Source organism: Streptomyces beigongshangae, assembly GCF_019710745.1.
Lineage (GTDB): Bacteria > Actinomycetota > Actinomycetes > Streptomycetales > Streptomycetaceae > Streptomyces > Streptomyces beigongshangae.
Genome location: NZ_JAHKJW010000004.1, coordinates 186,102 through 198,464, shown reverse-complemented (window position 1 = coordinate 198,464; position 12,363 = coordinate 186,102). Strand labels below are relative to the sequence as shown.

Here is a 12,363-nt window from a genome sequence, read left to right as displayed (position 1 = left end):
GCGGGAGCACGACGGTGATCCACGAGGTGGACGATGTCCTCAAACGGCTGCTCGGGGGTGGTGCGCTGGCCGGTTCGGGCATCGACGTGTCCTTCGAGGCCCCGACCCGCGACTGGGCGGCCCGGCGCAACGCGCCGTCCGTCAACGTCTATCTGTACGACATCCGCGAGGACGTCTCCCGGCGCCAGCGTGGCCACGTCGCCGTCCGCAACGAGCAGGACATCGTCGTGCGCCGCCGTCAGCCGCCCCGCTGGTTCCGGCTGTCGTACCTGGTCACCGCCTGGACCAAACAGCCGCAGGACGAACACCGGCTGCTGTCGGCGGTGCTGGCGACCCTGCTGCCCCGTGAGCTGCTGCCGCCCAGCGAACTGCCGGGTGCGCTCGGCGCGCTGGACCTGTCGGTCCCGCTCACGGTGGCCGGGCTGCACACCGAGTCCCGCTCCCTCGCCGAGATCTGGTCCGCCCTGGGCGGCGAACTCAAGCCGTCCCTGGACCTCGTGGTCACCGTGCCCTTCCCGGCCTTCCCCGAGTACGACGCCGGTCCCCCGGTCACGGAGGGTGCGGGCGTCCGTGTCCGCGGTATGGACGGCACGCTGGAGGGTTCGCAGGAGCGCAGGCACCGGCCGCGGCACCTGAAGTCCTCGCCGACCGCACCGGCCCCCGCGGATCAGCGGACGACCGACAGCCGGAAGACGGCGGCGGACCGGAAGAACACCGGGGACCGGCAGACGTGACCACCCACGCTCCCCCCGTGCCCGTGCCCGACACGCTCCTCCCACGACTGGCCCGACTGCGCGACCGCATCGCGGAGACGGTCGACGAGCGCGGCGCCGACGACCCCACCGCGGGCGATCCGCTGCGCGGCCTGTACCTCTCCGAGGAGGCCGTACGGTATCTGCTGGCGCCCGCGGCGGCCCCGTACGCCTCCGTGTTCGAGGACTCCGGACACTCCGGGGACTCAGGGGACTCAGGGGACTCAGGGGACTCCGAGCACTTCGGGGACGAGAAGGAAACCGACCGGCTGGGGCTGCTCGCCGCGCGGCTCGGGCTCACCGAGCTGGACGTCCGGATCCTGCTCATCGCCCTCGCCCCCGACCTGGACCGCTCCTTCGAGCCGCTGTACGGGTACCTCAACGACGACGTCGGCAGGCGCCGGGCCACCACGGGGCTCGCCCTCGACCTGTGCGGACTGCCCGCGCACTTCGCGGCGGGGCGGGCCCGGTTCCACCCCTCGGCGCCGCTGACCGCGCTCGGCCTGCTGGTCGTCGAGGAACCCGAGCGCCCCTTCCTCAGCCGGTCGTTGCGCGTGCCCGACCGGCTCGTCGCCCATCTGCTCGGCGACGACACCCCGGACCCCGCGCTCGCCGGTCACGTCCACGCGCTCACGGCGGCGCCGGCCGCGTACGACGGCGAGTTCGCCGCCAAGCTCGCCGCCCGGCTCACCGCCGGGCCCCTCACCGTCTACCTGCGCGAGCACCGCGAGGGCGACGGACTCGCGGCCGCCGCGGCGGCCCTGCGCGCCGCCGGGTACGAGGCCCTGCACTACACGGGCCCCGAGGACCGCGTGCCCGAACTCCTCCGGGAGGCCGGGCTGCGCGGCGCCGCGGTCGTCGCGTCCGCCCTGCCGGACCAGCCCGCCGCGCTCGTACGGGCGCTGGCGCACTCCGGGGGCGTACCCGTGCTGCTCACCGGCCCGCGGCCGTACGACCCCCAGTGGTGCGAGCGCGACCCGCTGGTCCTGGACGCGCCCCGGCAGCGGGCGGGAGCGGTGGACGCCTGGTCGGCCGCCCTGCGGCAGGAGCCCGGCTTCGACCTCGCCGCCACCGTCGCCCCCTACCGGCTCGGCGGCGACCGCATCCTGCGCGCCGCGCACGCCGCCCAGGACCTCGCCGGTTTCGACGGCACCCCCGTGACCGCCGCCCACCTGCGGCTCGCCGCCCGGCAGCAGTCCGCCTCGGGGCTGGAGCGGCACGCCCGCCGGATCCGGCCCGAGGTCGGCTGGGACGACCTCGTCCTGCCCGCCGGGCCCCTCGCGCAGCTCCACGAACTGGCCCTGCGCGCCCGCCACCGCGACCAGGTCCTCGGCGACTGGCGGCTCAGCGCCGGAGGCGGCCGGGGCCACGGTGTCCTCGGCCTCTTCGCGGGCGAGTCCGGCACCGGCAAGACCCTGTCGGCGGAGGTCGTCGCCGCCGAACTCGGCCTCGACCTCTACGTGGTGCAGCTCTCCTCGATCGTCGACAAGTACGTGGGCGAGACCGAGAAGAACCTGGAGCGGATCTTCACCGAGGCCGACCGGACGGACGCCGTCCTGCTCTTCGACGAGGCGGACGCGGTCTTCGGCAAGCGCTCCGAGGTCAAGGACTCGCACGACAAGCACGCCAACATGGAGAGCGCCTACCTGCTCCAGCGCCTGGAGTCCTTCGACGGCATCGCGCTGCTCACCACCAACCTGCGGGCCAACATCGACGAGGCGTTCACCCGGCGCCTGGACCTGGTGGTCGACTTCCCGTTCCCCGACGCCGAGCAGCGCCTGGCCCTGTGGCGGCACAGTCTGGCCGCGGTGCCGTGCGAGGACGGCACCGACCCCTCGGCGGTCGCCGACGCCTTCGAACTGGCCGGCGGCTCGATCCGCAGCGCGGTCGTCACCGCCGCCTACGCCGCCGCCGGACGCGGCGCCCCGGTCACGACGCAGGACCTGCGCGAGGGCGCCGAGCGGGAGTACCGCAAGGCGGGCCGCCTGGTCCCGGGAGAGGGCAACTGGTAGCCGGCGGGGACACGGGGCCGCGCCCCGAAGGGGCGCGGGGAACCGCGCGACCGGCCCCCACGCACCCGCGGCCGGCAACCGGCGTCCGTCAACTGGCATCCGTCAACTGGCAACCGACGTCCGGCGTGCCGGACGCCGGTGTCAGACCGTGAACTTCACCGCCTCCAGCCAGCGTTCGTTCTCCAGCGAGCCGCCGAAGGTGAAGTGCTCCCCGGCCTTGGGGTCGTCGCATCCCATGCCAAGCCACCCCGTGTCGCGGACGTGCGCGGTCTGGCAGACCGCCCCGCCCCCCTGGTCGACGTTGATGGTGAAGCCCAGCATGTTCGGGGCGTCCTTCTTGGTGCTGCCGACGTAGTTGTCGATGCCGTCGGCGGCACCCGACCACGGCGCGACGTAGTGCCCGCGGCCGTCCGTCGACCCGGGGTCGTGGACGAGGGCGGCACCGGCCGTGCCCCTGGCGCCGGACACGGCGATGTTGAGGGCCTTGAGCGGTTTGGTCTCGCCCACCGTGCCGGCCGTCTCGCCGTCGCAGACGGCGTCCGTCCAGCCCTCGCCCGCCACGTAGACCCGGTAGCAGATGTGCCGGCCGCCCGGGTCCTCCGCGGCCAGTTGCTGGACGGCGGTCGCCGCGGTCCGCTCCGGGGCCTTGGTCTCCTTCTCCTCACCGCCGCCGGCGCCGCCCGCACCCGCCGCCGCGCCGGCGTCGCCGGCGGGCGGTGACGCGGCGGGGACCGGGGGCGACGGGACGGCGGCGCTGGGAGAGGGCGGCGGAGACGGCGAGGCGGTGGGGCCGCTGGGCGGCAGCGTGCTGATGCCGGCCTCCTGCATCTTCTCCTTGGCCTCGCTGCGGAGCTGCGGCTTGTAGGCGATCCACAGCATCACGAACGTGATCGCGAGCGCCATGAAGACGCCGAGGAAGGTGGCCAGCCAGCGCGGCAGGAACCCCCGCTGCACATAGGTGCCCGCCACGTCCAGCGGCGTCACGCCCGACCGCTGCACCGCCAGGGTGTAGGGCCGGTCCTCCTTCGAACCGAACCAGATGATCTGCCGCGGCTTCAGCGTCGTGTTCACGAACGCCGCGCGCCCCGGCTCGATCTGCACATTGCTGGGATGGATGTCGTACGACAACTGGTCGCCGTTGTCGCTGCCGCTCACCGACGCCGTCAGCCTCGTGTTGCCCAGGTTGTCCAGGGCCAGCTTGGGGCGCCCGCGGAAACGGCCCTTCACCGTCGGCGGCACCAGCTCGGCGCGCACCTCCGTGAACGGCGTGATCGTGAGGTTGCCCTCCGGGACCGTCGTGGCCTCCGGGTGCTCCGTGGGCGTGATCCGCACCGCGTACGGGTTCGGGCCGGCCGTCGCGTCGGGCGTGCGCGGCGGGGCGAAGGTCAGGTCCACCGAACCCGTCGTCCCCGGGTACAGCCGCAGCGTCTGCGGTTCCACCGTCGTCCACGGGGCGATGGGTCCCACCGCCTCGAAGCGGTACTCGTCCACCACGTCGCCGGTGTTGCGCAGCCGCAGCCGCACCGTCGTACTGCCACCCGGGTCCACGGTCGCGGAGGCGGGCTCGAGGGAAGTCCAAAGGCTCACTCTCGGACGTTAAACGCGGCACCGGTGCCGGGTCAGGAAGCCCCGGGGCACGATGCCTGCCCGAAGAGGCGGCACGGCTGCCCCGCCCCCCAGCCGGGGGGCGGGGCAGCCGTGATGACCGTCAGGACCGTCAGCCCCTGGGGATCGGTGACCCGGTCGCCGTCATCACGAAGTGCGCGTAGGAGTCGGCGTTCATCAGCGCGCGCCGTCCCATGGCGTACCAGTTCTCCTGCCGCAGCGGACGCGCCGTCCCGTTCTGGCCCGTGTAGGTGGCCGGGTCGCGCGCGACGCGCCTGCCGAGCATCTCGGCGTCCTGGTCGGCCACGGCGGCCTGGCCCAGGGCCCCCGCCAGGCCGGCCTGCGCGGCGTCCTCCTGGAGCTCGTGGTCGTACGAGCTGTACTGGTAGTCGAGCGTGCCGGCGAACCGGTGCGTGGCCTCGTGGATGACGTACCAGGCCACCTCGCCGTCCTCGCGCAGGTTGATCGGGCCGCCGCGCCCCGGGTCCATGGAGGGGAGGTCCTCGCTCTTCATGTGGTTCGGGTTCAGCCGGGCCATCAGGTCCTGTGCGCTGGGGTCGACCCAGCCGGCCACACCGGCGTCGCCCGCTCCCCTCGCCCCCAGGTCGAACGCCGACGTCTGCCCGACCAGGGCGATCTGCGCGCCCTGCGAGTCCAGGCCCGTCCGGACCCGCCTCAGCACCTCGGCGATCCGCGGCAGGAACTGGCCGATCTGCTGCGGGGGCACCGTCCGGAACAGCGGGAACGCGGACCTGAGCGCCTGGAGCAGCGCACCGCTGGGCGTGCCGCCCGACGAGTTCAGCATGGCCGGCGCGGCCGACATCTTCTGCGGGCGGACCCGGGCCTGATCGTGAGTGGCCTGATCGGCCCGGGTTTCCTGCGCGCGCATGACGTTCCCTCCACAGCTGGTCCCAGCCCTACCCGACGGGGCCGGGCGACGGGAGGACGGGAGGGGCAGCCTCCCGGGCAGATCCCGGGGGCGGGAGGACACCCGACGGCACAAGGGTGCCCTTGTGGGCAGGTGATGTGCCCCCGATCAGGTACCGGAGGACGTTTCAACGAACGCGCCGCGCGCGTGAAGGTCGTACGAGACCCGTCTTGTACCCCGAGGAGCGCAGAGCATGCCGTCCTACCTGTCACCCGGCGTATACGTCGAGGAGGTGGCCAGCGGCTCGCGTCCCATCGAGGGAGTGGGCACGTCGGTGGCGGCCTTCGTCGGGCTCGCCCCGACCGGCCCGCTGAACCAGCCGACCCTGGTGACCAACTGGTCCCAGTACGTCGCGGCCTTCGGCGCCTTCACCGACGGTTTCCACCTCGCGCACTCCGTGTACGGGTTCTTCAACAACGGCGGCAGTGCCGCGTACGTCGTACGGGTCGGCGGTGACGCCGGGGGCGCCCCGGCGAACGGCGCCCTCTCGAACGGCGCCCCGGCCGCCGTCACCGGCTCCGCGGCCCCGGCCGCGCTCCCGGCGGGCGAGCCGAAGCAGCTCGGCACCTTCAGCGTGACCGCCGTCGCGGGCGACTCGCTCAGCGTCGAGGTCGCCGATCCCGAGGGCGAGGGCCCCGCCGAGCGCTTCAAGCTGATCGTCAAGGACGGCGGCAAGCCGGTCGAGACCTTCGACGTGACCGCCAAGAAGGGCGGCCGCAACTACGTCGTCACGCAGGTGAAGGAGCGCTCCAAGCTCATCACCGTGCAGGAGGCGGCGCCCGCCGCGCAACTGGTGCGGCCCGAGAACCAGACGGTGGCCCTGGCCGCCCCCGCGGCCCCGGCGGCCCCCGCCGTCCCCGCCGGGTCGGACGACGCCCACCCCGGCCCGGCCCAGTACCTCGGCGACTCCGCCGACCGCACCGGCTTCGGCGGCCTGGAGGCCGTGGACGAGATCTCCATGGTCGCCGTCCCCGACCTGATGGCCGCCTACCAGCGCGGCGCGATCGACCTGGAGGCCGTGAAGGCCGTCCAGCTCGGCCTGATCGCGCACTGCGAGCTGATGGGCGACCGCGTCGCCGTCATCGACCCGCCGCCGAGCCTCAACGCCCGGGAGATCCGCGTCTGGCGCCAGGAGACCGCGGGCTACGACTCCAAGTACGCGGCCCTGTACTACCCCTGGATCAAGGTCTTCGACCCGGCGACCGGCCAGTCCCGGCTGACCCCGCCGAGCGGCCACGTCGCCGGCATCTGGGCCCGCAACGACTTCGAGCGCGGTGTGCACAAGGCGCCCGCCAACGAGGTCGTGCGCGGTGCGGTGGACCTGGAGCTCCAGATCACCCGCGGCGAGCAGGACCTGCTCAACCCCGTCGGCGTCAACTGCATCCGCGCCTTCCCGGGCCGCGGCATCCGCGTCTGGGGCGCCCGCACCATGTCCTCGGACCCGGCCTGGCGCTACCTGAACGTCCGCCGGTACTTCAACTACCTGGAGGAGTCGATCCTGCTCGGCACCCAGTGGGTGGTGTTCGAGCCGAACGACCACAACCTGTGGGCGCGGATCCGGCGCAACGTCTCGGCGTTCCTCGTCAACGAGTGGCGCAGCGGCGCGCTCTTCGGCCAGCGGCCGGAGGAGGCGTTCTACGTCAAGTGCGACGAGGAGACCAACACCCCGGAGTCGGTCGACCTCGGGCGCGTCATCTGCGAGATCGGCATCGCGCCGGTCAAGCCCGCCGAGTTCGTCATCTTCCGGCTGGCGCAGTTCTCCAGCGGCAGCGGCGAGCTGGAGGAGTAGGCCCCGGCCCGCTCCCCGCGCACGTCGTAACCGAATGACCGAGATCCCCCAGCAGGATCCCCCGCAGGACCTCCAGCAGGACCTCCAGCAGGACCTCCAGCAAGAACCCTCAGAAGGACAGAGAACAGATGAGTCTCAGCCCGGGTGACGCCCTCACTTCACATAATTTCGGTCTCCAGATCGACGGCGTGATGGTCGAGTACCTCGCCGAGGTCAACGGCCTCAGCATCGAACAGGACGTCATCAAGCACCTGTCGAACTCGGCGCAGGGCCGCCCCGAGGTCAGCCTCATGCCCGGCGTCCAGAAGGACGGGCAGTGCACCGTGGTGCGCGGCATGACCCAGTCCCCGGCCTTCACGACCTGGATCAACGACTCGATCACGGGCCAGATGAGCACGGCCCGCAAGAACGCGTCGATCATCATGATGGACTACCAGAACAACCCGGTGAAGCGGTACAACATGCGCAACGCCTGGTGCAGCAAGATCGACGCCAGCGCCCTGAAGGCCGGCGAGGCCGCCGCGCTCACCGAGACCGTGACCATCGTCTTCGAAGAACTGGTCATCGAGTAATGCGCCGTACGGCTGCCAGGGCGGGCGCGAACCCGATAGCGCACGCACCGGCGCCGGAACCGGTGGCGGCGCCGGAGCAGAACCCTGCTCCGGCGCCCGCCGCCGCTCCGGCTCCGGCTCCGGCCCCGAACCCGGCCCCCGCGCCGGTCGCACAGCCGCTGCGCACGGAGTTCCCCTTCGAGTTGCCGCGCGGCTACGTGGACGACTCGGGGACGGTGCACAGGGACGGTGTGATGCGTCTCGCCACCGCGCGGGACGAGCTGATCCCGCTGCGGGACGTCCGCGTCCAGGAGAACCCCGCCTATCTGTCGGTGGTCCTGCTGGGCCGGGTCATCACCCGCCTCGGCACGCTGGCGATGGTGCACGACGGGATCGTGGAGAACATGTTCGCCTCCGATCTCGCCTTCCTGCAGGACTTCTACCGGCAGGTCAACGCCGAGGGCCACACCCGCGCCGCCGTGGAGTGCCCGCACTGCTCGGAGCCCTTCGAGGTCGAACTCGGCGGGAGCCGCCTGGGGGAATCGTGACGTACGCGACCGACCGGCTGCACGAGGAGATCGCGTACGTCGCCTACCACTTCCACTGGAGCCTGGAGACGATCCTGGACCTCGAACACCAGGACCGCCGCCGCTACACGGAACAGATCGCGTCCCTGGTGACCCGGGGCGGGGCGGAGGGCTGATCGGTGGGGTTCTTCGACCGACTGAGGGGCGGGACGGCGGCCCCGACTTCGGCGGCGGCGTCTTCGGCGGCGTCTTCGGCGGCGGCGTCTTCGGCGGCGGCGTCTTCGCCGACTCCGGGACCGGGGCCGGAACCGGGGCCGGAACCGACGCCGACGCCGGGGCCGGTGGCCGTGGTCGGCTGGGCGGGGCTGCCGCCGATCCAGCGGGCCGCCACGGGACGGCCCGGTGTCGCGGACTCCGGGTTCGGCGGACGGCTGAGCACCTGGCAGAACCCGTCCCTCACCGGGACCCTGTCCCACGCCGTGCTCGACGGCGCGCCGGGCGGGCTGATCAGGAACGCGCTCACCACGTCGGCGGGGCCCGTCCCGGGACTCGAACCGCCCGCGCGCGTACTGCCGGTGGCGTCGGCCGACTCCGCCGAGACGGTCCCGGGCACCGCGTCCGGCGACGCGCCGCACGCTCTCCCGGTGCAGCGCGCGTCCCGCCCGACCGGCCCCCGGGTGACGGCGGTGCCGCCCCCCGCACCCCACCGGCGGAACCCACTGACCAGGGCGACCGCCACGCCCGCGGCACCGCAGCGGGTTCTGCCGGTGGCCCGACGCCTGGCGGCGCCGAGTGCCGGTGGGGCTTCGGGTTCCGGTGGGGCTTCGGGTTCCGGTGGGGCGCCAGGGGCAGGCGGGGCGATTACGCCACCGGGTCCTATGACGCCGGGTCCGTCGGCGCCCGGCCCTGTGACCTCGGGTCCTACGACGCCAGGGCCCACGGCGCCGGGTCCTGCCAAACCCGGTCCGCCGGCCTCGGGCCCCACGACGCCGAGCCCTACGACGCCGAGGCCCGCGACGCCCGGCCCCACCACGCCGGGTTCGGTCCGTCCTGGGGCGGGTGAACGCATGGGCACGCCCTCTCCGGGGGCGGCAGCCAAGGTCCAGCGAGCCCCGGCGGGCAGTCCGGGCGCTCCGGTCGGTCCGAGCGCGACAGCGTCCGCCCCGGGCAGCCCCGATCCGAGCGGTCCGAACCGTCCGAGCGGACCGAGCGGCCCGGCTCCGGCCGGTCCCGTCAGGTCTGCGCCGGGCGGCGGTACGGCGACCGGTCCGAGCCGCCGTGCTGCCGCGGCCGACGGTACGGGGACCGGCTCCGGCAACGCGGTGTCCCGTTCCGGCGGAGCGGGGGTCAACGTCCAGCGGGCGGTGCCCCGTTCCGGTGCCGCGGGCGCGGCGACCGGCGGCGACAGCGACGCCGCGCCCCGTGGAAGCGCGGCTGCGGCTACGACCACGGCTGCGGTCGGTGCGGCGGCCCGGTCCGCCGACAAGGCGGCCGGTCCCACCGGAACCGCGTCCGCCCCCGGCGAAGCGGCAGCCACCGTCCAGCGCGCGGCGGCCGAGTCCCGCGACGCGGCCCCCGCGCGGGCCGCGACGGCCGGTGCGCCCGCCCCCACGACATCCGGTCCTGCCGTACCGCCTACCGTCACCACCACGACCACCGGTGCCGGTGCCGGTGACACACCGGTCCGCGCCCGCAAGGCGCCGACCGCGTCCGCCGTCCAGCGCTCGGCGGTCGAGCCCGGCCGTGCGGCAGCGGCGCGCGCCGATGCCCCTGCCGCAACCGCGAGTGTTCCCAGCGGGACCGCGGACGGTACGCGTGGCACGGCGGCACCCCGTCCCGGCGCCGCCGCGGTCGACGTCCAGCGGGCGACCCCGGGTTCGGGTTCCGGCAGGACGACGCCCGCATCCACCGGGACCACGCCTCCCGCGTCCAGGCCCGCGGAAGCAGCGGTTGCGCCGACCAGCCCTTCCGTCAGGGCGACCGGGACCACGTCCTCACCCGGCGGGGCGGCGGCCGCCGTCCAGCGCGCTACGACCGGCTCCGGCCACCTGGCCGCTCCGGCCTCCGCGTCCGGAACCGCCGCCGCCACCGGCTCCCCCGTTCCCGGGACTCCCGGAATCCCCGGCCCAAGTGGGGCAGGCCCCGCCACCCCGTCCCGCACCGGCGCGTACCCCGTACAGCGGAGCGCCTCTCCCGGGACACGGCGCATGTGTCTGGGCGCGCCGACCCCGGGGCACCTGCCCCCCACCGGCCCGTCAGCCGCGCGCCCCACCACCCCGGCCACCCCGCCCGCTCCGGCCATCCCGACCGCAACCCCCGCAACCCCCACGACCCCCGTGGCCCCGCCGGTCACCCGGGCCGCCCCCTCGCTCCCCACGCCCTCTGCGCCCCCTGCGCCACCCGCCCCCACGGCGCACCGGCCCACCGCCGCGGCCGTACCTCCGGCGTCCCCGGCCACTCCTCCGATCGCGCCCTCGCCCGCCCCGCGGCAGCGTCCCCTGCTCGGCGCTCCCCGCGCCGCCCCGCCCGCGGACGCACAACCCCTCTCCGGGCGTACCGCGGCATCCGGTGGCGGTACGAGCCCCGCAGGCCCGCCGCCCGTCCAGCGCGCGACAACGGCACGCCGGACACCGGCACCGACTCGTACACCCGCTCCGGCACCGGCACCCCAACGCCTCCCCGCCGTACCCCTGTCGGCCCCGGCCGCCCACACCCTCGCCGTGCAGAACCCCACGCCGAACCCCGTCGGCGCGAACGCCAGGACAGCGGGCGGCGGGCGCCCGCCCACGGTGCAGCGCGCCGTCACACGCACGTCCGCGGTCACGCAGCCACCCACAGCCACCCGCCCGCCCGCAGTCGCACATCCGTCCGCGACCGTGCCCACGGCCGCTGCCCCCGTACGGGGACTGACCCCCGCCCGCGCACTCACCCCGGCCCTGGCACCCACCACGCCCAGCACTCCCGCCGCGCCCCCCGCCGCCGTCCCGCTGCGCCGCCCGGCGCCGGTGCTCAGCCCTTCCGGACCGGCGGTACAGCGTGCCGTCGCCCCCGGCGCTCCCGCCGCCCGAGCCGTGCCCCTCCTCGCGGCCGCCAGGCCCGCTTCCGGCACCACCCCGCCCGCCGCGGCCACCAGGACGGCCCCGCAGCCGCAGAGGCTGTCCCGACCGAGTGCCCCTCCCGCACTGCCGGCCGTCCAGCGACAGTCCTTCTCCGCCCCCACCAACCAGGCCGTCCCCACCACCACCACGACCACCACCACGGCACCCACCCCGTCGCCCTCCACCCCCGTACAGCGGACACCGTCCGTACAACGCGCACCGTCCGTACAACACGCACCGAGCGGGCCGCCCCAGCCGGCGTCCGCCACGACCACCACCGCCGTCTCCCCGGTCACGGTCGGCGGCACGACATCACGCGGGCCGTCCGGACCCGGAGCCGTGTCCGCACCCGTGTCCGTGTCAGCGAGCGCCGCGCCGCCCCCGTACACCCCCGGTGAACCGCCGCCGGAGTACACCGCCGTCGACGAGGGCCGGTTCGACCCCCGTTCCCTCACCGACTTCCAGCTCGACGAGCTGACGCACCGGCTGATCGGCCGGATCACCCGGCTGATCCGTACCGAACTGCGGCTCGACCGGGAGCGGATCGGCAAGCTCCGCGATCCCCGCCGCTGACCGCCCGCACCACGCGCCCGTACCCGCACCCGCACCCGCACCCGCACCCGCACCGAGAAGTACGACCCGCACGACCGACGTCCGCAGAAAGGCCGCCCCCGATGCCCCGCGATCTCGACCCGGGCTCCACCATCTTCTTCACCCTGACCATCGACGGCGAGAGCCTCGGGTACTTCAACGGGTGCGAGGGGCTCTCGTCCGCGGTGGAGGTCGAGCACCGCCAGGAGGGCGGCAACAACGGGTTCGTCTGGCAGCTGCCGTCCCGCGTCACGTTCTCCAACATCCGCCTGACCCGGCCGCTGACCCCCGACACCACCAAGGTCGCGGCCTGGATCTCCTCCGTGGCCACCGGCATCAAGCGGCCGACCGCGCAGATCGCCGCGCTGCGCGCGGACGGTTCGGAGGTGGCGCACTGGGGGCTGATCGACGTGCTGCCGGTGAGCTGGCAGGGCCCCACCCTGGACCCGGCCAACCCGAGCGTGGCCACCGAGGTCCTGGAGATCACGCACCACGGATTCACGGACTGAG

General features: G+C 74.5%; 11 protein-coding genes. 8 read left to right on the top strand and 3 right to left on the bottom strand.

Features of this window, described 5'->3' with window-relative positions; translation table 11 throughout:
* Positions 1-14 precede the first annotated feature (14 nt).
* A complete protein-coding gene (locus tag KM933_RS04895) occupies positions 15-734 on the top strand; it encodes a Pvc16 family protein (protein ID WP_308013259.1) in 720 nt (239 codons plus the stop codon).
* A gap of 17 nt (positions 735-751) precedes the next feature.
* A complete protein-coding gene (locus KM933_RS04890) occupies positions 752-2,764 on the top strand; it encodes an ATP-binding protein (RefSeq protein ID WP_308013258.1) in 2,013 nt (670 codons plus the stop codon).
* A 141-nt stretch (positions 2,765-2,905) separates the two neighbouring features.
* On the opposite strand, the gene KM933_RS04885 is transcribed toward KM933_RS04890, so the two are convergent.
* Together KM933_RS04885 and KM933_RS04880 are read right to left on the bottom strand one after the other, a co-directional pair.
* Positions 2,906-4,351 carry a hydrolase gene (locus tag KM933_RS04885; protein ID WP_221348530.1) on the bottom strand — a complete coding sequence of 482 codons (1,446 nt, stop codon included), beginning with the start codon at positions 4,349-4,351 and terminating at the stop codon, positions 2,906-2,908.
* 130 nt (positions 4,352-4,481) lie between these two features.
* Positions 4,482-5,258: a hypothetical protein gene (locus KM933_RS04880; protein WP_221348529.1), complete on the bottom strand. Its 777-nt coding sequence runs from the start codon at positions 5,256-5,258 to the stop codon at positions 4,482-4,484.
* Positions 5,259-5,490: 232 nt separating this feature from the next.
* Here KM933_RS04880 and KM933_RS04875 point away from each other — a divergent pair, with 232 nt between their 5' ends.
* From KM933_RS04875 to KM933_RS04860, 4 genes are all read left to right on the top strand, one after another.
* Complete coding sequence (locus tag KM933_RS04875; RefSeq protein WP_221348528.1) at positions 5,491-7,086, top strand: phage tail sheath subtilisin-like domain-containing protein; 1,596 nt, start codon at positions 5,491-5,493, stop codon at positions 7,084-7,086.
* Between the two features lie 128 nt (positions 7,087-7,214).
* Complete coding sequence (locus KM933_RS04870) at positions 7,215-7,658, top strand: phage tail protein (protein WP_221348527.1); 444 nt, start codon at positions 7,215-7,217, stop codon at positions 7,656-7,658.
* On the top strand, positions 7,658-8,185 hold the full coding sequence (locus KM933_RS04865) for a hypothetical protein (RefSeq protein ID WP_221348526.1): 528 nt from the start codon (positions 7,658-7,660) through the stop codon (positions 8,183-8,185). Before KM933_RS04870 ends, KM933_RS04865 begins: the two co-directional genes overlap by 1 nt.
* Complete coding sequence (locus KM933_RS04860; protein WP_188114298.1) at positions 8,182-8,340, top strand: DUF6760 family protein; 159 nt, start codon at positions 8,182-8,184, stop codon at positions 8,338-8,340. The genes KM933_RS04865 and KM933_RS04860 overlap by 4 nt, the downstream gene beginning before the upstream one ends.
* Here the strand turns inward: KM933_RS04860 and KM933_RS04855 are convergent.
* Entirely contained in the window at positions 8,289-8,903 is a 615-nt protein-coding gene (locus tag KM933_RS04855) for a hypothetical protein (protein ID WP_221348525.1), read from the bottom strand. The genes KM933_RS04860 and KM933_RS04855 overlap by 52 nt on opposite strands.
* 2,137 nt (positions 8,904-11,040) lie before the next feature.
* Here KM933_RS04855 and KM933_RS04850 point away from each other — a divergent pair.
* Together KM933_RS04850 and KM933_RS04845 are read left to right on the top strand one after the other, a co-directional pair.
* Entirely contained in the window at positions 11,041-11,835 is a 795-nt protein-coding gene (locus KM933_RS04850) for an extensin (protein WP_221348524.1), read from the top strand.
* A 101-nt stretch (positions 11,836-11,936) separates the two neighbouring features.
* Entirely contained in the window at positions 11,937-12,362 is a 426-nt protein-coding gene (locus KM933_RS04845; RefSeq protein WP_221348523.1) for a phage tail protein, read from the top strand.
* Position 12,363: the final 1 nt, after the last annotated feature.